The 20472-nt window shown below is 72.6% G+C and carries 24 protein-coding genes; 11 read left to right on the plus strand and 13 right to left on the minus strand.

Translation table 11 applies throughout. From position 1 onward, the window contains the following. Positions 1–53: 53 nt before the first annotated feature. Both A4R25_RS06415 and A4R25_RS06420 read left to right on the plus strand, forming a co-directional pair. Positions 54–518, plus strand: a complete 465-nt coding sequence (locus A4R25_RS06415) for a peroxiredoxin (protein ID WP_304441228.1) — start codon at positions 54–56, stop codon at positions 516–518. Between the two features lie 65 nt (positions 519–583). Next, a complete protein-coding gene (locus tag A4R25_RS06420; RefSeq protein ID WP_064446491.1) occupies positions 584–1270 on the plus strand; it encodes a hypothetical protein in 687 nt (228 codons plus the stop codon). Between the two features lie 63 nt (positions 1271–1333). On the opposite strand, the gene cydB is transcribed toward A4R25_RS06420, so the two are convergent. Both cydB and A4R25_RS06430 read right to left on the minus strand, forming a co-directional pair. Then, positions 1334–2332: a cytochrome d ubiquinol oxidase subunit II gene (cydB, locus tag A4R25_RS06425; protein ID WP_064445964.1), complete on the minus strand. Its 999-nt coding sequence runs from the start codon at positions 2330–2332 to the stop codon at positions 1334–1336. A 17-nt stretch (positions 2333–2349) separates the two neighbouring features. Then, positions 2350–3762, minus strand: coding sequence for a cytochrome ubiquinol oxidase subunit I (locus tag A4R25_RS06430; RefSeq protein ID WP_043324038.1), 1413 nt, complete (start codon positions 3760–3762; stop codon positions 2350–2352). Between the two features lie 177 nt (positions 3763–3939). Between A4R25_RS06430 and A4R25_RS06435 the strand changes: the two genes are divergently transcribed. Together A4R25_RS06435 and A4R25_RS06440 are read left to right on the plus strand one after the other, a co-directional pair. After that, positions 3940–4710, plus strand: a complete 771-nt coding sequence (locus A4R25_RS06435) for a 1-acyl-sn-glycerol-3-phosphate acyltransferase (protein ID WP_064445965.1) — start codon at positions 3940–3942, stop codon at positions 4708–4710. 62 nt (positions 4711–4772) lie between these two features. Then, complete coding sequence (locus tag A4R25_RS06440; protein ID WP_064445966.1) at positions 4773–5420, plus strand: flavodoxin family protein; 648 nt, start codon at positions 4773–4775, stop codon at positions 5418–5420. A gap of 73 nt (positions 5421–5493) precedes the next feature. Here A4R25_RS06440 and A4R25_RS06445 read toward each other — a convergent pair whose 3' ends face one another. Beyond that, a complete protein-coding gene (locus A4R25_RS06445; protein ID WP_043324041.1) occupies positions 5494–5862 on the minus strand; it encodes a DUF4180 domain-containing protein in 369 nt (122 codons plus the stop codon). Next, positions 5855–6298: a helix-turn-helix domain-containing protein gene (locus A4R25_RS06450; protein ID WP_223201060.1), complete on the minus strand. Its 444-nt coding sequence runs from the start codon at positions 6296–6298 to the stop codon at positions 5855–5857. Before A4R25_RS06450 ends, A4R25_RS06445 begins: the two co-directional genes overlap by 8 nt. An 88-nt stretch (positions 6299–6386) precedes the next feature. Between A4R25_RS06450 and A4R25_RS06455 the strand changes: the two genes are divergently transcribed. From A4R25_RS06455 to A4R25_RS06465, 3 genes are all read left to right on the plus strand, one after another. Beyond that, complete coding sequence (locus A4R25_RS06455; protein WP_064446492.1) at positions 6387–7154, plus strand: glycerophosphodiester phosphodiesterase; 768 nt, start codon at positions 6387–6389, stop codon at positions 7152–7154. Between the two features lie 20 nt (positions 7155–7174). Further along, complete coding sequence (locus tag A4R25_RS06460; RefSeq protein ID WP_043324045.1) at positions 7175–8566, plus strand: MFS transporter; 1392 nt, start codon at positions 7175–7177, stop codon at positions 8564–8566. Positions 8567–8649: 83 nt separating this feature from the next. Continuing rightward, positions 8650–9336 (plus strand): thymidine kinase, encoded by a 687-nt coding sequence (locus A4R25_RS06465; protein WP_369799353.1) that lies wholly within the window; start codon positions 8650–8652, stop codon positions 9334–9336. Positions 9337–9339: 3 nt separating this feature from the next. On the opposite strand, the gene A4R25_RS06470 is transcribed toward A4R25_RS06465, so the two are convergent. The 6 genes from A4R25_RS06470 to A4R25_RS06495 all read right to left on the minus strand — a co-directional run bounded on the left by A4R25_RS06470 (position 9340) and on the right by A4R25_RS06495 (position 13147). Beyond that, positions 9340–9798: a hypothetical protein gene (locus tag A4R25_RS06470; RefSeq protein ID WP_064445967.1), complete on the minus strand. Its 459-nt coding sequence runs from the start codon at positions 9796–9798 to the stop codon at positions 9340–9342. Positions 9799–9963: 165 nt separating this feature from the next. Beyond that, a complete protein-coding gene (locus A4R25_RS06475; RefSeq protein WP_064445968.1) occupies positions 9964–10953 on the minus strand; it encodes a tyrosine-type recombinase/integrase in 990 nt (329 codons plus the stop codon). Between the two features lie 104 nt (positions 10954–11057). Next, positions 11058–11492, minus strand: coding sequence for an Hsp20/alpha crystallin family protein (locus A4R25_RS06480; protein WP_030504676.1), 435 nt, complete (start codon positions 11490–11492; stop codon positions 11058–11060). A 74-nt stretch (positions 11493–11566) separates the two neighbouring features. Further along, the gene (locus A4R25_RS06485) at positions 11567–12076 is read right to left on the minus strand and encodes a GNAT family N-acetyltransferase (protein ID WP_043330134.1); all 510 of its coding nucleotides are present in this window, start codon (positions 12074–12076) and stop codon (positions 11567–11569) included. Further along, positions 12073–12600 carry a DUF2087 domain-containing protein gene (locus tag A4R25_RS06490; RefSeq protein WP_064445969.1) on the minus strand — a complete coding sequence of 176 codons (528 nt, stop codon included), beginning with the start codon at positions 12598–12600 and terminating at the stop codon, positions 12073–12075. Before A4R25_RS06490 ends, A4R25_RS06485 begins: the two co-directional genes overlap by 4 nt. A gap of 58 nt (positions 12601–12658) precedes the next feature. Continuing rightward, positions 12659–13147 (minus strand): GNAT family N-acetyltransferase, encoded by a 489-nt coding sequence (locus tag A4R25_RS06495; RefSeq protein WP_064445970.1) that lies wholly within the window; start codon positions 13145–13147, stop codon positions 12659–12661. A 108-nt stretch (positions 13148–13255) separates the two neighbouring features. Between A4R25_RS06495 and A4R25_RS06500 the strand changes: the two genes are divergently transcribed. The 3 genes from A4R25_RS06500 to A4R25_RS06510 all read left to right on the plus strand — a co-directional run bounded on the left by A4R25_RS06500 (position 13256) and on the right by A4R25_RS06510 (position 16072). Continuing rightward, the gene (locus tag A4R25_RS06500; protein WP_064445971.1) at positions 13256–14797 is read left to right on the plus strand and encodes a glycosyltransferase family 39 protein; all 1542 of its coding nucleotides are present in this window, start codon (positions 13256–13258) and stop codon (positions 14795–14797) included. A 13-nt stretch (positions 14798–14810) separates the two neighbouring features. Beyond that, the gene (locus tag A4R25_RS06505) at positions 14811–15629 is read left to right on the plus strand and encodes a TIGR04222 domain-containing membrane protein (protein ID WP_064445972.1); all 819 of its coding nucleotides are present in this window, start codon (positions 14811–14813) and stop codon (positions 15627–15629) included. A gap of 134 nt (positions 15630–15763) precedes the next feature. After that, positions 15764–16072 (plus strand): hypothetical protein, encoded by a 309-nt coding sequence (locus A4R25_RS06510; RefSeq protein WP_013286318.1) that lies wholly within the window; start codon positions 15764–15766, stop codon positions 16070–16072. 66 nt (positions 16073–16138) lie between these two features. Here the strand turns inward: A4R25_RS06510 and A4R25_RS06515 are convergent, their stop codons facing one another. Both A4R25_RS06515 and A4R25_RS06520 read right to left on the minus strand, forming a co-directional pair. Next, positions 16139–17707, minus strand: a complete 1569-nt coding sequence (locus A4R25_RS06515) for an MDR family MFS transporter (protein ID WP_064445973.1) — start codon at positions 17705–17707, stop codon at positions 16139–16141. A 56-nt stretch (positions 17708–17763) separates the two neighbouring features. Next, a complete protein-coding gene (locus A4R25_RS06520; protein ID WP_064445974.1) occupies positions 17764–18372 on the minus strand; it encodes a TetR family transcriptional regulator in 609 nt (202 codons plus the stop codon). Positions 18373–18699: 327 nt separating this feature from the next. Here A4R25_RS06520 and A4R25_RS06525 point away from each other — a divergent pair, with 327 nt between their 5' ends. After that, entirely contained in the window at positions 18700–19236 is a 537-nt protein-coding gene (locus A4R25_RS06525; RefSeq protein WP_231915439.1) for a DUF1062 domain-containing protein, read from the plus strand. A gap of 39 nt (positions 19237–19275) precedes the next feature. On the opposite strand, the gene A4R25_RS06530 is transcribed toward A4R25_RS06525, so the two are convergent. Beyond that, positions 19276–20463, minus strand: a complete 1188-nt coding sequence (locus A4R25_RS06530; protein WP_064446493.1) for a macrolide family glycosyltransferase — start codon at positions 20461–20463, stop codon at positions 19276–19278. Between the last annotated feature and the right edge of the window lie 9 nt (positions 20464–20472).

Here is a 20472-nt window from a genome sequence, read left to right on the forward strand (position 1 = left end):
CGCTCGCCGGGTACGACGGAGCCGGATCGCCGATGTCTACATATCCTCGCGTCATGAGTAACGCGTTGGGTGTCGGTGACCTGGTCGAGGATTTCACGCTGCCGGACGAGACGGGGACGCCGCGTCGCCTGTCGGAGTTCCTGGCCGCCGGGCCGGTGGTGTTGTTCTTCTATCCGGCGGCGATGACGCGGGGCTGCACGGCGGAGAGCTGTCACTTCCGGGATCTGGCGGCGGAGTTCGCGGCGGTGGGCGCGCAGCGGGTGGGGATCAGCCGTGATCCGGTGGAGCGGCAGGCGGAGTTCTCCCGCCGGCACGGGTTCGACTATCCGCTGCTCTCCGACGTCGACGGCGCGGTGGCGGACGCGTTCGGGGTGCGGCGGCGGCTGCCGCTGGGGCCGCTGAGCACGCGGCGGATGACGTTCGTGATCGGCACGGACCGGCGGGTCCTCGCCGTGGTGCGCAGCGAGCTGAGCATGAACGAGCACGCCGACGCGGCGTTGCGGGCCCTCGGGGGCTGATCATCGTGGTGTCGCAGCCGGCTGGTATCAAGGCTGCGTCAAACAGGTGTACGGAAGAGGGCGTGATGGCGGGTCAGGGTTTGTCCACTGACGAGGTTCAGGGGATCCGGGAGGCGCTCGCGGCGGGCCGCAAGCCCCGGGTGGTGTTCACCGAGGCGGCCGGGCAGATCGCCGGGCAGATCGGGCAGGTGGTGGAGCTGACCGACCCGGAGGCGTCGGAGGAGTTCGTGGTGGTGCGGTTCGGCCGCGACGAGCTGCCGTTCTCCCCCGCCGACGTGGCGGTCGCGCCGAAGGGCGCCGGGCGGCGTCCGGCCGCCGAGGCGAAGCCGGAACCGGAGCAGCCGCCGGCCGCGCCGGAGCCGGAGTTCGTGCTGGACACGCCGCGGGTGCCGGCGCCACGACGGGAGGAGCCGAAGACCGAGGCGCCGCAGGCGGAGCCGAAGCCGGCGAAGCGGGCGGTGAAGGCCGCGAAGCCGAAGACCCCGCCGGGGCTCACGGTGACGCTGGCCTACGCCGAGGGCGAGTGGACGGTCGCCGCGCAGCAGGGCACGAAGGCGCTGGCCCGGCCGTACGTGGTGAAGCCGGCCGAGGCGCTGCGGATGGTGGCGCTGGTGGACGTGCCGGGGGTGCAGGAGGCGGTGGAGCAGATCCTCGCCGCCGAGCGGGCCGAGGCGGAGCAGCAGGCGGAGAAGCTGCGCGCCGAGCTGGCCGAGATCGAGGCGCGGCTGGCGGAGCTGCGCGAGGCGCGCTGAACGCCCCGCGGGGCCGGTGCGACCCCCTCGCACCGGCCCCGCGCCCCTGCGCCCACAGGTCGATCAGTGTTGCGGAATGTTCTGTACCCCGATCCGGCGGCGGAACACCCAGTACGTCCAACCCTGGTACGCCAGCACGATCGGCGTGAAGATCACCGCCACCCAGGTCATGATCTTCAGGGTGTACGGGGTGGACGCGGCGTTTGTGGCGGTGAGCGTGCCGGCCGCGTCGAGCGTGGACGGCATCACGTTCGGGAACAGCGCCGCGAACAGCGTCGCCACGGCCAGCGCGATCGCCACGGCGGTGCCGGTGAACGCCCAGCCCTCCCGGCGTACCTTGGCCGCGGCCAGACCGCCGAGCAGGGCGAGGGCGGCACCGACGGCGAGCACGACGGCGGCGGCGCTGGAGCGGATGGTCAGCGACCAGCTCAGGAACGCCACGGCGGCCACGGCCGTGCCGACGCCGAGCTTGACGGCGAGGGCGCCGGCGCGCTCGCGGATGTCGCCGGTGGTCTTGAGCGCCAGGAACACCGCGCCGTGGGTGAGGAACAGCCCCAGCGTGGTCAGGCCGCCGAGCAGCGCGTACGGGTTGAGCAGGTCGAGCAGCCCGCCGACGTACTGGTGGTCGGCGTCCAGCGGCACGCCGCGGAAGATGTTGGCGAACGCCACGCCCCACAGCACGGCCGGGATCGCCGAGCCCCAGAAGATGGCCTGGTCCCAGCGGCGCTTCCAGGACGCCTCGGGCCGCTTGTGGCGGTACTCGAAGGCGACGCCGCGGGCGATCAGGGCCAGCAGGATGAGCAGCAGCGGCAGGTAGAAGCCGGAGAACAGGGTGGCGTACCACTCGGGGAAGGCGGCGAACATGGCGCCGCCGGCGGTGATCAGCCACACCTCGTTGCCGTCCCAGACCGGGCCGATGGTGTTGATCAGGACACGGCGCTGCCGGTCGTCGCGGCCGAGCACCGGCAGCAGCATCCCGACGCCGAAGTCGAAGCCTTCGAGGATGAAGTAGCCGGTGAAGAGCACTGCTACGAGGAGAAACCAGACGGTCGTCAGTTCCACGGTTGGGCTCCGGGGTGTCAGTAGGCGAACGCCAGCGGGCGCTCGGCGTCGTCGGTGTCGTCGTCGTCGGTCTGCGGGGTGACGTCCGGGACGCCGGCGCGGGCATAGCGGACCAGCAGCTTGAACTCGACCACCGCGAGGACGGCGTAGATGAGCGTGAACGCGGTGAAGGAGGTGAGGACCTCGGTCAGGGAGACGCTGCGGGACACGCCGTCACGGGTGAGCATCTCGCCGAAGACGATCCACGGCTGGCGGCCCATCTCGGTGAAGATCCAGCCGAAGGAGTTGGCCAGCAGCGGCAGCACGGGCATGACCAGGCCGGCGCGCAGCAGCCACTTGCTGGTGGGGGTGCGGCCCTTGCGCTGGCTCCAGAGCACCAGCAGCGCGATCGCGGCGGCGGCCAGCCCGAAGCCGATCATGAAGCGGAAGCTCCAGTAGGTGACCGGGATGATCGGGGCGTAGTTGCCGGGGCCGTACTGGCTGGCGTACTGGGCCTGGAGGTCGTTGATGCCCTGGACGGTGCCGTTGGGGTCGCCGGTGCCGAGGAACGACAGCAGGTACGGGATCTTGAGAGCGAAGATCTCGCGGCTGCCGTCGAGGCTGCCGACGGTGAGCACGGAGAACGAGGCGGGGCTCTCGGTGGTGTAGAGGCCCTCCGCGGCGGCCATCTTCATCGGCTGCACCTCGGTCATGATCTTGCCCTGGATGTCGCCGGTGAGGATCACCAGCGCCGAGGAGATCAGGACGACCCAGGAGCCGAGCTTGGTGGCGAAGCGGTACGCGCCGGTGTCGGCGCTGTCGCGGTTGCGCATCACGTGCCACAGGCCGACGGTGACCATCAGCGACCCGGCGACCAGGAACGAGCCGGCCAGCGTGTGCGGGAAGGTGACCAGGGCGACCTTGTTGGTGAGCACGGCGACGAAGTCGGTCAGCTCGGCGCGGCCGCTCTCCGGGTTGATCCGGAAGCCGACCGGGTTCTGCATGAACGAGTTGGCGGCGAGGATGAAGTACGCCGACAGGTTGGTGCCGATCGCGGCGGCCCAGATCGCGGCCAGGTGCAGGCGTTTGGGCAGCCGGTCCCAGCCGAAGATCCACAGGCCGATGAACGTGGACTCCAGGAAGAACGCGACAAGGGCCTCGATGGCCAGCGGCGCGCCGAAGATGTCACCGACGAAGCGGGAGTAGTCACTCCAGTTCATGCCGAACTGGAACTCCTGCACGATGCCGGTGACCACACCCATCGCAAAGTTGATCAGGAAGAGCTTGCCGTAGAACTTGGTGAGTTTGAGGTACCGCTCGTTGCCGGTGCGGTGCCACATGGTCTGGAGGATCGCCACCAGCACGGACAGGCCGATGGTCAACGGCACGAACAAGAAGTGGTAGACGGTGGTGACACCGAACTGCCAGCGGGCGACGTCCAACGCGTCCACCAGAAAACCCCCAGCTGTGCATACTACGAGACGTAGTAGATACTACTCGGCGTCGTAGCGAAAGCAGCAGGGCCGCAGGGCCCCACCCGGCCCGGGACCAATGACCCTGATCACCCTTGCCGGAGGACCCCCACCGGCTCCCGCCGCCACCCCTGCGCGTGCGACCATCCAGCACTGATGAACAGCACCCTCTGGCGCGCGCCGCTGCTGTGGCGGGGCGCGCAGACGCTCGCCCGCGCCGCCGTCGGGCTGGTCGGCCGGCTGGAGGTCACCGGCGACGTGCCCGACGCGCTGCGCCGCGGCCCGCTGATCCTGGCCGCCAACCACATCAGCCCGTTCGACCCGGTCGTGCTCGCCGCCGCCTGCCGGGTCCGCGACGTCGCGCCCCGGATCATGGCCACCGGCGGCCTGTTCCGCACCCCGGTGATCGGGGCGCTGATGCGCCGCGCCGGGCACATCCGCGTCGACCGCGGCACCGCCGCCGTGCACCGCTCGCTGGAGGTCGCCGCCCAGGCCGTGGCCGGCGGCTCGGTGGTGCTCGTCTACCCGGAGGGACGCATCGGGCTCGACCCGGGCATGTGGCCCGAGCGGGGCAAGACCGGTACGGCCCGGCTCGCGTTCGCCAGCGGCGCCGCCGTCGTACCGGTGGCGCAGTGGGGTTCGCACGAGGTGCTGCCGTACCGCGCGCCGAAGGGGATGCTGCGTGGGGTGGCCCGCGCGCTCGTTCGCCGGCCCGCCATCCGGGTGCACTTCGGCGCCCCGGTGCCGATCGACGACCTGCGGTCGGGCTCTCCCGGCGCGGCCCGGCACGCCACCGACCGGATCATCGACGCGATCACCGACGACCTGGTCCCGCTGCGCCCCGACGAGCCGGACCTGCCGCGCCACGTCGACCCGGGCCGGCCGGTCGACACCGCCCGCGCCCACCGCCGCCACCGCCCCGGCTGACGCATCCCGGCCCCGGAGGCGGGTATCAAGTCCCGCAATCCCGAGGCGGAGAGGATCCGGCCATGACCGCTGTTCGAGCACTCGTCCTCAACTGCACCCTGAAGCGCTCACCGGCGACGTCCAGTTCCCAGGTGCTCGGTCAGGAGGTGCTCGACGCGCTGGCCGATCAGGGTGTCGACGGCGAGATCGTCCGCGTGGTCGACCACGACGTGCGCTTCGGGGTCTCCGTGGACGAGGGTGCCGGCGACGGCTGGCCCGCCATCCGTGCCAAGCTGCTCGCCGCCCAGATCCTGATCATCGCCACGCCCATCTGGCTCGGTCAGCCCTCGTCGGTCACCAAGATGGTCCTGGAACGGTTGGACGCCGAACTGTCCGAGACCGACGACCAGGGCCGCCTGCGTACCTACGGCAAAGTCGGCGGGGTGGCAGTGGTCGGCAACGAGGACGGCGCGCACCACACCATCGCCGAGGTGCAGCAGGCCCTCAACGAGGTGGGGTTCACCTGTCCGGCCGCCGGGGCCACCTACTGGGTCGGCGAGGCGCTGCACAAGACCGACTACGTCGACGCCCGCCCCAAACCCGACACGACCGGCCGCACCACCGCCGCGCTTGCGCTCAACAGCGCCCACCTGGCCCGGCTGCTCGCGGAGCAGCCGTACCCGCCGCCGGGAACCCGCGACGCAGCCACCGCCCCCGCCCGCCCCCGTTGATCTTGCAGTTGCGGCCCGGCTGAACCCGGCAAACCGCCCCGAACGAGGGCCGCAAGCGCAAGATCGACGGGGGTCAGGGGGTGGCGCGCAGGCGGGCGTCCAGGGCGTCGAGGTCCGGTACGAACCACACCTGGTCGTGGCGGTTGGACTCGGCCACCAGCGCGCGCAGCGCGCCACTGCGCTCCATGTGGTCGGAGATGTCGCCGACAATCGCCAGGCGCAGCCGGTAGTTGACGAACTTCTGCATCACCTCGCCCGCGAAGCGGGTGCCGAGCGTGAAGAAGCCGGGGTCGAGCCGCTCGGCCGGCACCGCCACCACAGTCGCGCCGAGGAACGCCGCGCCGATCAGGTCCAGCGCGTCGCGCTCGGTGGCGATCGGCGGGCCGTCCGGATCGCAGACCAGCACCGCCACGCCGGCGCGCTCCTGCATCAGGTCAGTCACGGCCGCCGCCGAGCAGGTCGTTGCCGCCGCCCAGCACACCGTCGACCAGGCGCAGCAGGTCGGCGGTGGCGGTGAGGTCGCCCAGGATCATGATGGTCATGCGTTGCCGCTCCTCGTCGTGGACCGTCTGCACCCGCAGCGGACGGTCCGGGTCGTGGTGGGTGTTCACGCCGGCCAGCACCAGCGTCGCGAGCCGGTCGGCGGCGGTCCGGTCGACGCCGTCGAGCCGCAGGACGCTCGACACCTCCGCCGCCGGTCCGGTGGCCGCGACGGCCGGCCGGCCGGTCAGCGCGTCCAGGTCCGCGCGCGCGATCCGGTACTGCTTGCCGATCCGGGTGGCCCGCAGCCGCCCGGACCGGATGTAGCCGCGCACGGTGCGCACGTGCAGCCCGAGCAGGTCAGCGACCTGCTCGACCGAATACATGTCGTTACTCATCGCACCCTATCTTAGTCACGATAGGGAACGATAGGTAATTTCATCGCCCGGCCATGTGCGCGCCACCCGGGCCGGGCATACTGCCCGCGTGCAGCCCCGTCACGGCTACCTCGACGCGCCCGCGCCGCTGGCGTTCGCCCACCGCGGCGGCGCGGCCGACGGCGACGAGAACACCGCCGCCGCGTTCGCCCGTGCCGTCGCCCTGGGCTACCGGTACGTGGAGACCGACGTGCACGCCACCGCCGACGGCGTACCCGTGGTCTTCCACGACCCGACGCTGCGCCGGGTCACCGGCGAGCCCGGTCGCATCGCGGACCTGCGCTGGGCCGACCTGACCTCGGTGCGCGTCGGCGGGGCCGCCCTGGTGCCCCGGCTGGACGACGTGCTGAACGCCTGGCCGCAGGTGCGGTTCAACATCGACGTCAAGTCCGACGGCGGCGTGGCGCCCACGGTCGCCACCGTCACCCGGGCCGGCGCGGGTGACCGGGTGCTGCTCGCCTCGTTCAGCGACGCCCGGCTGTCGCGGCTGCGCGCGCTGGCCGGCCCGACGGTCGCCACCAGCCTCGGCATGCGCGGCGTGGCCCGGCTGCGGCTGGCCTCGCTGCACGGGCGACCGGTGCGGCTGCCCCCGTCCGTGGTCGCCGCGCAGGTCCCGGTCTCCTTCGGGCGGGTGCCGGTGGTGGACCGGCGGTTCCTCGCGTACTGCCGCCGGATCGGGTTGCACGTGCACGTCTGGACGATCGACGAACCCGCCCAGATGCACCACTTACTTGATCTTGGTGTGGATGGCATCATGACCGATCACGTCAGCGTGCTCCGCGACGTCTACCGCAGCCGCGGCCACTGGGCCGCCTGACCCCCCGAGGACGACCCCCGATGGCCGATACGGTCACCCCCGCCGTCGCCGACCCCGCCGGACCGGGCAGCACCCGCCGCGAGCGCACCGGCTGGTACTTCTACGACTGGGCGAACTCCGCGTTCCAGACCACGGTCATCACGGTCTTCCTCGGGCCGTTCCTGACCACCGTCACCGAGCTGGCCGCCGGCTGCGAACTGGGCGCGGACAGCTGCGACGGCGCGGTGTACCCGCTGGGCGTCAAGGTCGCCGCCGGCTCGTTCTACCCGTACCTGATCTCGCTGTCGGTCTTCCTCACCGTGTTCGTGCTGCCGGTGATCGGCGCGATCGCCGACCGGTCGGCGCACAAGAAGCGGCTGCTCGCCGCGGCGGCCTTCACCGGCGCCGGCGCGACCATCGCGTTCGCGTTCGTCACCGGCGAGCGCTACCTGCTCGGCGGCGCGCTGTTCCTGGTCGCGAACATCTCCTTCGGCGCCGCCGTGGTCGTCTACAACTCGTTCCTGCCGCAACTCGGCGGCCCGGACGAGCGCGACGGCATCTCCAGCCGCGGCTGGGCCATCGGCTACCTCGGCGGCGGTCTGCTGCTCGCGCTGAACCTCGTCGCCGTCACCATGCTCAGCGAGGAGGGCAACGCCCAGCGCACGCTGGACCTGGCCCGCTGGTCGATCGTGTCCGCCGGCGTGTGGTGGGCGGCGTTCACCCTGGTCCCGCTGCGCTGGCTGCGCGAGCACCCCACCGCCGCCGCCCTGCAGGCGGGCGGCAATGTGCTCACCGACGGGTTCCGGCAGCTCGGGCGCACCCTGCGCGAGCTCAAGACGTACCCGCTGACGCTGTTCTTCCTGCTCGCGTTCCTGGTCTTCAACGACGGCATCCAGACCGTCATCACCCTGGCCAGCCAGTACGGCACCGAGGAGCTGCGACTGGACCAGAGCACGCTGATCGTCACCATCCTGCTGGTGCAGTTCCTCGCGTTCGGTGGCGCGCTGGCCCTCGGCGCGCTCGCCAAGCGCATCGGCGCCTGGAAGACGGTGCTGCTGTCGCTGGTGCTCTGGACCGGTGTGATCATCGCCGCGTTCCGGCTGCCGGCCGAGGCGCCCGTGCCGTTCATGATCCTCGGCGGCTGCATCGGCCTGGTCCTCGGCGGCAGCCAGGCGCTGAGCCGGTCGCTGTTCAGCCAGCTCATCCCGGCCGGCAAGGAAGGCGAGTACTACGGCTTCTACGAGATCAGCGACAAGGGCACCAGCTGGCTCGGCCCGCTGGCGTTCGGCCTGGTGTTCCAGCTGACCTCGTCGTACCGGGTGGGCCTGGTGTCGCTGTTGATCTTCTTCGTGGTCGGCTTCGCGCTGCTCGCCGCCGTGCCGATGCGCCGGGCCATCATCGCCGCCGGCAACACCCCGCCCCGGGTGCTCTGACGGGTCGATCATCGCGGACCGGATCCGGCGGCGTCGATGGACTAGGCTGCCCCGACGTGACCGACGACGCCGCCCCGACCTGCCTGGCCCGTCCCCTGCCGGGGCCGGGCGACGACCGAGCCGCCGGCTGCGCCGCCGCCCGCGGCGTCGACGGCCGGCCGCTGCACGCCGCCGCCCTGAAGTTCTTCTGGGGGCCGATGGACTGCGGCAAGTCCACCATGGCGTTGCAGATGAACCACAACCACGCCCGCCAGGGCCGCCGCGGCCTGGTCACCACCCGCATCGACCGCTCGCTGGGCCCGCAGGTCACCACCCGCATCGGCCTGGCCCACGAGGCCGTCGAGGTCACCGACGACCTGGACCTGCGCGACCTGGTCCGCGACGCCTGGGCCGAAGGGGTACGGGTGGACTACCTGATCTGCGACGAGGCGTCGTTCTACAACCTCGAACACGTCGAGCAGATGGCCGAGCTGGTCGACCGGTTCGACGTCGACGTCTACGCCTTCGGGCTGGCCACCGACTTCCGCTCCTGCCTGTTCCCGGCCGCGCAGCGGCTGTTCGAACTTGCCGACGAGGTGGCCCGGATCCAGGTCGAGGTGCTGTGCTGGTGTGGGCGGGAAGGGCTGCTCAACGCCCGGGTCGTGCAGGGCGCGGTGGTCCGCGAGGGCGCCCAGGTCGTCATCGGCGACACCGTGGATACCGCCGACGTGCGCTACCAGGTGTTGTGCCGGCGGCACTACCGCTCCGGGGACCTCGGCCCCCGCGCCTGAGCCTCAGAACGGGTCCCCGCACACCCGCCACGACCCGCCCTCCGACACGATCGGCAACTCACGTTCCTCGCTGCCGCCGCCGTCACGGTTGATCCGCACGATCACCGTCCCGGTCGGCTTGCCGGAGCGGGTCGCCACCGACACGTCGACGATCTCGTAGCCGCTGACCTGCGGCGGCGTACGCACCCAACTGCCGAAGCCGGCCTTGCTCCACCTGCCCCGGGCCTCGGCGCACAGCCGCTCGTACGCCGCGTCGGTGTCCCCGGCGGCGACGTCGCGGAAGAACCCGTCGGCGGTCTCCCGGACCGGCCCGTCGGACTGGAGCACCACCTGCGCGTTCCACACCGCCAGCCCGGCCACCCCGATCAGGCAGGTGCCCACGCCGAGACCGGCGATCAGCACGCCCGCGCGTAGCGGCCGGCGCCGCCGGGCCGTGTGGTGCCACTCCTGCTGCCTGCCCATCACCGTCGACGGTAGGCAACCGGAACGCGCCGCGCAGGCGGTTGCGCCGCGCGCCCGTGACGGGCCGAAGATGTCAGGGGGCGGCGGCAGACTGCCGGTACGCCCGATCGGGCAGCCGTTCTGCCTCTGCCCCCGCCCGCAGGGCTGACCGGTCCGCGCGACGGCTCAGCCGCGACGGCGCGCGCGGGCCGCCCAGATCGCGTACGCCGGATCGCGGTCCAGGTTGTGCCGGTCCCGGTCGTAGCGGCGGGTGGTACGCGGATCGGCATGCCCCATCGCGTCCTGCACATCCTCCAGCGGCACCCCCTCGGAGCGGGCCGTGGTGGCGAACGCGTGGCGCAGCGAGTGCGGCGACAGTTTCGCCCAGGCGGCTATCCCGGCGCGCTGCGCGAGGCGGCGCACCAGCCGGAACACGGCATGCCGGTCCAGCCGGCCGCCGGTCGCGGTGACCAGCAGCGGACCGGTCAGCTCCGGCACCGTCACGCCCTGCGCCTCGGCCCGCGCGGTCAGGTAGGCGTCGAGGGCGTACGCGGTGCCCGGGGTGAGCGCGCGCCGGCGTACCTTGCCGCCCTTGCCGACGAAGCGGACGCTGCGGTGACCGCGCTCGGTGCCCAGGTCGGACACGTCCAGCGCGACCAGTTCCCCCACCCGCAGCCCCAGGTCGGCCAGGAGCGCGACGGCGGCCCGGTTGCGGGCGGCGGTCGGGCCGGTGTCCGTCTCGGCGGCGGCGATCAACGCGTCGACCTCCTCCGGCGTCAGGCCGACGGTGGCGGAGTGGTCCCGGTCCACCCGCGGCCGGTCCGCCGCCGACACCGGGTTGGCGGTCACCGCGCCCAGCTTGGCGAGGAAGTCGTACCAGCTCGACAACGCGGACAACCGGCGCGCCACGGTGGCCGGCGTGAGCGTCCGGCCGTCGCGCCCGCGCGGCGTGGACTCCAGCTCCCGGCCGTAGGCGTTGACGTCGAGGAAGGTGGCCCGCAGCGGGTCGAGCCCCCGCTCGGCGCACCAGCTCAGCCAGCCGGTGACGTCACGGCGGTACGCGTCACGGGTGTGCTCGGACAGCCGCCGGTTGCGCAGCCACGCCTCGGTGACGTCGGCCGGGCCGGCGGGCAGGGCGGCGGTGCGGGCGCGCGGCAGCACCTCGGGGCGAAGCATGTGAGAAAGGCTCTCAGCCCGCGGATGGTTTGGCGATCAGGCGCGCTGGTACGACAACGCGGGGTCGGCCGGCGCTCCGGCCTCCCCCGCGTCGGCGTGAACGATCAGGCGGTGGTGAGCTGGCGGCGGCCGTTGCCCTCGGCGGGCGTGGCCACGGTGATCCGGCGCGGCTTGGCGCGCTCGGCGATCGGGATGCGCAGCGTCAGCACGCCGTTCTCGTAGCCGGCCTCCAGCCGGTCGGTGTCGAGCGTGTCGCCCAGGAACAGCTGCCGGGTGAACGTGCCCATCGGACGCTCGGCGGCGACCAGTTCGACGTTCTCGCCGCTGGGGCGACGGCGCTCGGCGCGGACGGTCAGCACGTTGCGCTCGACGGTGCAGTCGATGCTGTCCGGGTCGACGCCGGGCAGGTCGAACGCCGCGTAGAAGTGGTCACCGTCGCGGTAGGCGTCCAGGTGCATCACGGCGGGCCGGGCGGCGGTGCCGAAGAACTGCTCGGCGATCCGGTCGATCTCGCGGAACGGGTCGGTACGCATCAACATGGCTCTTGCCTCCTCGGTTCTCCTGGCCCAAGGTCTCAAGTTGAGTCTTGGTGACTCAAGTTCCTGGTTCTGTTTTAACGCGCCCGCGCCGCGTCGTCAACTCGCGCCGGCAGTGACTTCTCGAACCAGTGCTGCGCGTACGGGCCGCTGGTGAAGGCGGGGATCTCCCGGTAGCCGTGCCGGGCGTACAGGGCCCGCGCCTCGACCAGGTCGGAGCGGGTGTCCAGCCGGATCCGCGTCTCCCCGCCGCCGACGGCGTACGCCTCGACCGCGGCGATCAGCGCCGCTCCACCACCGGCGCCACGGTGCTCCGGGCGCACGTACACCCGGGTCAGCTCGGCCCAGTCCGGCTGCCACCGCAGCCCGGCGCACCCGGCGAGGCGACCGTCGCGGCGGGCCAGCACCAGCAGCCCGCTCGGCGCGACCAGGTCGTCGCTCGGGTCCTCGGCCAGCGCGGCGTCCACCTCACCCGGCTGCTCCGGACGCCCGTACCAGCGGCGCACCATCTCCGCCATGTACTCGCGCAGCACCAGCGTCGCGTCCGGCTGCTCCGGGCGTACGACGTGCGTGCTCCAGCCGCTCACGGCCCGGTCCGCCAGTAGACGCCCTGCTCACGGGTGAGCAGCATGTCGTCGATCAGGTAGCGGCGCAGCGTCACGTGGTCTGCCTCGCCGCCCTCGCACCACCGGCGCAGCGCGTCGTCCACCTCCCGCTCCGGATAACGAAGTCCCGGCTCGAAGGTGCGTTCGGTGATGTGTTCCAGCAGCACGCGGCGGCGTCCGCGCTGCGCGGGCAGCCGGGTCAGCGCGCCGTCGCGCAGGAACGTGCGCAGGATCATCTCGCGCGGGTTCGCCGCCGGGGCTACCGGCGACGCCGCCCCGGCCCGGGCGAACTCGCGCAGCCGCTCGGCGTCGACCCGCAGCCCGCCCCCGTCGTCGGCGAGCACACCGGTGTCGGTGAGACGGCGTACGGCCACCGCGGCGTCGCGGGCCGGCAGCCCGGTGCGGGCCACCACGGCAGACAGGTCCCGGGCACCGAGCACGATCGCGGCGAACACGGTCCGGCGGCGCTCGTCGGCGAGCGCCCCGGCGAGGGCATGAGCGGTCATGGCGGGCAGCCTGTCAGCAACCCACCCGGTCCGGCCAGGCGTTTTCCGGCCGCCGATGTCACAGCCGCCGGTGCATGACGTGCAGCCCGACCCGGCCCAGCGTCGGGTGGGCGAACGACTCCGGCACGGTGCCGATCACCGTGAAGCCCAGCCGCCGGTACAGCTCCACCGCCGCCGTGTTGGTCTCCACCACGGCGTTGAACTGCATCGCGGCGAAGCCCTGCCGCCGCGCCCAGTCCAACGCGTCCTCGCACAGCGCACGGCCCACGCCCCGGCCGCGCGCGTGCGCCGCCACCATGAAGCTCGCGGTCGCCACGTGCGACCCCGGCCCGGGCCGGTTCGGGCCCATCTTCGCGGTGCCGCGCACCGTGCCGTCGTGGTCCACCGCGACCGAGGTACGCCCCGGCGGCCGCTCCACCCACACCTCGCGCGCCGTCTCCGGCGACCATTCCGGGTCGTACGCGAACGTGTCGGCGGCGGCCACGACGTCGGCGAAGATCGGCCAGACCTGGTCCCAGTCGGCGTCGGCGTAGTCACGAATCCTCATCGCCGGGCACGCTAACCGTCGCCCCGGCCGTCCGGCCACCGGTTTCCGTCCACCCGGCCGAGGGTCACGGGGCATCGACGGCCCACCGGTGCGGTCCATCATGGGCAGGTGGCCGAATCAGTCGCCGACGTCGATCGGAGCCAGGCCGCCGCGCCCGGTGGCCCGCCGCCCGCCGGTCCGCGTACCGCAGCGCCCATGGTGGTGGGCGCGGTCCTCACCGTCGTGCTGCTGTCGCTCGCCGGCCGCTACGGCTACCACCGCGACGAGCTGTACTTCCTGCTGTGCGGCCGGCACCTCGACTGGGGCTACGTCGACCAGGGGCCTCTCGTGCCGGCGCTGGCCCGGCTGGCCGACACGATCGCGCCGGGCAACCTGGTGGTGCTGCGTACCCCGTCGGCGTTCATCGGCGGCGCGGCGGTGGTGCTGGTCGCCGCCATCGCCCGGCAGTTCGGCGCCGACCGCGTCACCCAGACGGCCGCGGCGGTGCTCGCCGCCGCCTCGGGCATCGTGCTGGCCGGCGGCCACCTGCTCAGCACCACGAGCGTCGACCTGCTGGTGTGGCTGGCCGCGGCGCTGTGCGTGGTGCGGATGCTGCGCACCGGCGACAGCCGGTGGGCGCTCGGCGCCGGGCTCGCGCTCGGCGTCGGCCTGCTCAACAAGCCGCTGCCCGCCCTGCTCGGCGTCGGCCTGGTCGCCGGGGTGCTGATCGCCGGGCCACGCCGGCTGCTGAGCGACCGGTGGGTGCTCGCCGGCACGGGCGTCGCCGTGCTGCTCGCCGTGCCGTACGCGGCGTGGCAGGCCGCGCACGGCTTGCCGCAGCTCGACGTCGCCGCGTCGATCGCCGACGGCGACAGCTCCTACAGCGGCCGCATCGACGCGCTGGTGCTCCAGTTCCTGATCATCAGCCCGTTCGCGGTTCCGGTGTGGGTCGCCGGGCTGGTCGCGCTGCTGCGCCGGCCGTCCTGGGCGGCGTACCGGTCGCTTGCCTGGGCGTGGCTGGTGGTGGTCACGATCGTGGTGGTGGCCGGCGGCAAGGGCTACTACGACGCGCCGCTGCTGCTGGTGCTCACCGCCGCCGGGGTGGTGCCGGCCGTCGTGTGGGCGCGGCGGGGCACGCCCCGGGTCCGGCAGGCGCTGCTGGTCACCGCCGCCGTGCTGATGGCCGCGAGCAGCGCGGTGCTGCTGCTGCCCACGCTGCCCGCCGACCGGCTGCCCGGGTTCGTGGTCGCGGCGAACTACGACGCGGGCGAGACCATCGGCTGGCCCGAGTTCGCCGACTCGGTCGCCGCCGTGCACCGCGCCCTGCCCCCGCCCGAGCGGGACCGGGCGGTGGTGCTGACCGGCAACTACGGCGAGGCCGGCGCGCTGGCCCGGTACGGGCCGCAGCGGGGACTGCCCCGCGCGTACTCGGGGCACAACAGCATGGCCACGTTCGGCCGGCCGCCCGACGACGCCGACGTGGTGATCGTCGTCGGCTGGTCCCGCCCGGACCGGTTGCGCGCCTGGTTCACCGAGGTCACCGAGGCCGGCCGGGTCGACCAGCGGGTCGACGTCGACAACGACGAGAACGGCGAGCCGATCTTCGTCGCCCGAGGGCTGCGCCGCCCGTGGTCGCAGATCTGGGACTCCGAGGTACGGCACGGCTCCTGACATACTTGCCGCCATGCTCTGGGGAGTCAGCGGGTCGATCTTCCTCCTCGACTACCTCGGCGCGGTCGCCGTGGCCGTCGCGATCGCGATCGCGGTACGCGAACTGACCGGCCGCCGTACCCGGGGCGCGACGCCCGACCGGGTCGAGCTGGCGTACCTGACCGACCGGGCGCTGCTGGCCTGCCAGCTCGGGGTGGCCGCGCTGCGCCGCGCCGGTGGCGTCGAGATCGGCGAGCTGGCCACCCTGCACGCGCAGGGACCGCCCCCGCCCGGTTCGCCCGCGCTGGTGCGCGCCCTGCACAGCGCGCTGCGCCGCCCGCAGACCTGGGCCGCGGTGCTCGCCGACCCGGAGGTGGGCCGGGCGCTGCGCCGTACGGTCGGGCGGCTGGTCCGCGACGGCTGGCTGCTCACCCGCGCGCAGCGACGGCGGATCGCGCTGGGCACGGTGCCGCTGTTCGCGGTCGCCGCGGTCGGGCTGACCCGGCTCGTGGACAGCGCCGTCGAGGGGCGCTCCGCCGGTGGTCCCGCCTCGGTCGCCGGGCTGCTGCTCTGCTGCCTGGCCACCGCGCTCGGCGGCTGGTGGCTGACCGAGGTACCGGAGACCGGGTCCGCCGCCCGGCGCCTGCTGCGGCGGCTGCGCCGCGAGCACGCCGACCTCGACCCCGAGCGCCGCCCGGTCTGGCAGGGCCGCGACACCGACACGCTGCTCACCGGAATGGCGCTGTTCGGCCCCCGCCCCCTGCTCGCCGTGGACCCGGCCTTCGCCGTCCAGGTGGGGATCGACCCGGACCGGGACCGCCCGCGCCCCGACCGCAAACCCGCCCGCCGCTGACCGAACCTCCCATTTCGCGTCGATCATGAGGTTGACGGTGTCCGGCGCCCGGTTTGTCCGGTACAACTTCATGATCGACCCGGCGGTGGCAGGCCCGCCGGTTTCCTTGTCTTGAGGGGCGGGAAGGCTCGGGCATGGCCGAGACATTCGTGAGCGAAGACCTGAAGACACTGCAGGCGATTGCGCGCGGGGCCGGGATACAGGAGGTCGACCGCCTGTCGCCGGACCAACTGGTCGAGGCGCTGCGCCGCGCCGGGGTGACCGACGGTACGCAGGACCAGTGGCCGCCCCAGCCGATCGAGGACCCGGCTCACCTGGCCGGGCTGCCCCGCAGTTCGCTGAAGCAGGGCGACGAGAGCACCGGCGGCCGGGCCGCCGAGGAGTCGATCGGTGCCATGCCCGGCGAGTCCGGCACCGAGATCAACGACCGTACGGAACGCTGACCGCAATCGCACAAGGGGCCGCCCCCGGTGACTCCCGGGGGCGGCCCCACGCTCGACCGTGCGGGGTCAGTGCATCCCGGCGGCCGCCGCCTCCTCACGGACCCGGCGCTCGTCACCGCTGAGCGTGTTCAGCGGCTTCTCCTTGATGAACAGCACGACGACCAGGGCGAGCAGCGCGAACGGCGCGCCGATGAGGAACATCTCCGACGTGGCGGTGCCGTAGACCTCCTGCACGATCCGCAGCACCGGCTCCGGCAGGGCCGACAGATCCGGCACCTCGGCCGATCCGCCGCCGGTGGCCAGCGGCCCGAGCTTCTCGGTGGTCAGCGACGTCACCCGGTTGGCCAGGACGGCGCCGAGCGCGCTGACCCCGACCGCGCCGCCCATGCTGCGGAAGAACGTCAGCACCGAGGTCGCCGCGCCCAGCTCGGCGGCGGGCACGTCGTTCTGCGCGGCCAGCACCAGGTTCTGCAGCAGCATGCCCACACCGACACCCAGCACCGCCATGTACACCGAGAGCATCGGCACGCTCGTGTTCGCGTCGATGGTGCTCAGCAGCAGCATGCCGACGGTCATCACCGCGGCGCCGGCGACCAGGAACATCTTCCACCGCCCGTACTTGGTGATCAGCTGACCCGCCACGGTCGAGGAGACCAGCAGGCCGAGGACCATCGGCAGGCTCATCAGGCCGGCCACCGTCGGCGACTTGCCGAGCGAGGTCTGGAAGTACTGCGACAGGAACACCGTGCCGCCGAACATCGCCACGCCCACCAGGATGCTGGCCACCGTGGTGAGGCTGACGGTGCGGTTGCGGAAGATGCCGAGCGGGATGATCGGTTCGTCGGTGCGGGACTCGACGAACACGGCGAGCGCGAGTAGCGCCAGCCCGCCGCCGACCAGCAGCGCGGTCCAGCCGGACGCCCAGTCGAACTTGTTCCCGGCCAGCGACGACCAGATCAGCAGCGTGGACACACCGGAGGTGATCAGCAGGGCGCCGAGCCAGTCGATGCGGACCCTGCGGCGGACCACCGGAAGGTGCAGCGTCTTCTGCAGCAGCGCGATGGACAGCAGGCTGAACGGCACACCGATCAGGAAGCACCAGCGCCAGCCGAGCCAGGACGTGTCGACCAGGACGCCGCCGATCAGCGGGCCGGCGATGGTGCCGACACCGAAGACCGCGCCGAAGATGCCGGCGTACCGGCCCAGCTCACGCGGCGGGATCATGGCCGCCATGACGATCGTGGCGAGCGCGGTCATGCCGCCCGCGCCGATGCCCTGGATGACCCGGCTGAGCAGCAGCACCTCGACGTTCGGGGTGAATCCGGCGACCAGCGAGCCGACCACGAACAGGCCGAGGGACGACTGGATCAGCAGTTTCTTGCTGTAGAGGTCGGCCATCTTGCCCCACAGCGGGACCGTCGCGGTCATCGCCAGCAGCTCGCTGGTGACGATCCAGGTGTAGACGGTCTGGCTGCCGTTGAGGTCGGCGATGATCCGGGGCAGCGCGTTTGCCACCACCGTCGAGGCGAGGATCGCCACGAACATGCCGACCATCAGGCCGGACAACGCCTGGAGAACCTCCCGGCGTGACATCCGCGTACCCGTCTCGGCGGGCGGAACAGTGGCGGTGGTCATCGAACTCCTTGTCGTGTGCGCGGGCGGGCGGCCGCGGCCGGTACGGATGGGAGGGGTCAGGAAGGATCGGGCAGGCCGGCGGCGACGGCGGCGAACGCCTCGGCGGTCAGCTCGCGCAGCGTCGTCGTGTCGGGTCGCTCGACCCACTGCATCAGGGCGGTGCGCAGAATCGCGCCGGCGACAGTGGTGACGAGCGTCGGGTGGCCGTGGCACGGGTCGAGGCCCAGCCGGGCGGCCACCGCCGCGACGATCACCTGCTCGGTCTCGGCGTTGCCGCTGATCAGACGCGGAAGAAGCGACGGGTTTGCCGCGATCACCCGCAGCCGCAGCAGCCACACCTCCCGGTCGGCCTCGACGGCTTCGACAACGTCGTCGAAGGCCAGCCGCAGCGCGTCGAACGCGGACACCTCCGGCGGTGCGGCGACGATGTGGGCGGCCAGCACCTCGCGGTCGGTCGGCTGGTCGCCGAGCAGCGCCTCGTCCTTGCTGGGGAAGTAGTTGAAGAAGGTGCGGGCCGACACGTCGGCGGCCTCGCTGATCTCCTCCACCGTCACCTGGTCCAGGCCGCGCTCGGCGACCAGGCGCAGCGCGGCGGCGCTGAGGGCGGCGCGGGTCTGCCGCTTCTTGCGGTCGCGCAGGCCGGGGCGGCTCTGATCCGTGGTCACGCCACGACCCTACGAGCGATCTTGCAGGGACTGCAAACTTTTAGTCAGTGAAGTGATGCGTGACGCAGCGGTGCCGGAAAACGGGTTGAGAGCGGTTCCGCACGTCCCGTACGTTTCCCGCACTCCTGTCGCAGCGAAGAAGGACGATTCCGCGTGACCCCTCCTGCTCTCTGACCCTGACACGTTCCCCACGCCTGTAGCCGTCGCCTGCGCGACGGCTCCCCGGGCTGCCCTCGCGCGCCCGGCCACAGCGTCCGAGGCCGCGCGTAATCGGCCTCGCGTCAGGTCTTCAGAGATCAGGTCTCCATGTCATCCCAACCTCATATCGTGCTGCCCTGGGTCGTACGCCGGACCCGCCTTCCGCTGCTGTCGCTGCGCTGCGTCATCTGCCGGGCGGAGACGGCCACCGCCGCCCGGGGCCGGTTCCGCGTCAACGCCAATGGCAAGCTGCTGGACGTCTGGCTGCTGGTGCACTGCGTGTCCTGCGGCCGGACCAGCAAGCTCACCGTCCGTGAGCGGGCGGCGGTCAGCTCGTTCGATCCCACCGATCTGCACGGCCACCAACTCAACGATCCCGACCTGGTGGCGGCCACACTGCTGGACCCGGCGTTCGCCCGGCGCTGCCACTTCACCCTCGACTGGACCGGAGCGTGGCGCCTGGACGCGCCGGTCGTACCGCTCGACGGGTGGCCGGTGCAGGTGAACGTCACGTTCGACGACCCGGTGCCGGTGCGCCCGGACCGGCTCATCGCGCACCGGTTCGGCCTCACCCGGTCCGAGGTGCTGCGCCGGGTCAAGTGCGACATCCCGCTGAACCGTCCGACGAGCACCGCATTCACCTTCACGGTGCTGGCGGAGGACTGACCGGGCGTGGTCGCGGCGGCATCCCGCCGCGACCACGCCTCACCCGCCGCTCGCGGCGCCGCCCCGTACCGCGGCCAGTTCGGCCTCGATCAGGTCGGCGGCCCGGTCGGCACCACCGGCGGCGCGGGCCTGCCGCTTCAGCTCGGCGCTGCGGGCCACCACGGCCGGGTCCGACGTGAGGGCGAGCAACGTCTCGCGCAGCTCCGCGGCGGTGACGGTGCCCGAGTCGACGACCCGGGCGACGCCGAGCGCGGCCAGCTGCTCGGCGTTCGCGAACTGGTCGGCCGCCTGCGGTACGGCGATCATCGGCGTCCCGCAGTAGAGACCTTCGCTGCTGCCGCCCATGCCGGCGTGGGTGACGAAGGCATCCGCCTGCTCCAGTACGGCCAGCTGCGGCACCCACCGGTGGACCTCGACGCTGTCCGGGACGGGACCGAGTTCGGCCGGGTCGACGTGCTCGCCGATCTGCAGGACGGTGTGCCAGCCGGGCAGGTCGCCGAACGCGGCGACGCAGCGGCGGTAGAACTCGGGCTGCCGGGTGAAGGCGGAGCCGAGCGAGACGAGCAGCACCTTCCCGGCGTGCTCCGGTCGTACCCAGGAACCCTGCTCGGCGCGGTCGCCCAGCACCGGGCCGACGAAGCTGTAGACCGACCGGTCCACGCGGTCGGCGTTCGGCTGGAGCGCCTCCGGCGGCAGGACGAGGCTGCGGGGCGGCCGCCCCTGGAACGCCATGCTGTCGGTGACCGAGGAACCCTCGGCGGTCAGCCATGCGGTGAACCGCCGGTAGTAGTCGGCGCCGCGCGGATCGGCCCGCATCGCCTCCACAGCGGATGCCATCTCCTGCTCGTAGCCGTCCCAGGCCACGAACGTCGAGGACAGTTGAACGGCCGGAATCCCCCACTGTTCGCCGAGCAGCCGGGCCGGCGCGCCGGCGATGTCGTAGAGGAACAGGTCCGGCCGGTCGTCGGCGTATGCGGCCCGCAGCTGCGGCAGCATGGCGATCGCGTCGTCGAGGAAGAGCGTGAGCTGCGCGACCGGGTCGTCGATGCCGGCGCCGCCGTCAGCGGGCAGCGTCGAGGCGTACGGCTTCAGCTCCGCCCCGGTGGCCCGGATGACCTCGGCGAAGGCGGGGTCGTTGGCGTACGTGACCCGGTGGCCGCGCCGCACCAGGGTACGGATGATCTCCAGGCTCGGGTTGACGTGGCCGTGGAACGGGATGCTGACCATGGCGATGTG

The organism is Micromonospora sp. NBRC 110037 (assembly GCF_001652995.1).
GTDB lineage: Bacteria > Actinomycetota > Actinomycetes > Mycobacteriales > Micromonosporaceae > Micromonospora > Micromonospora chalcea.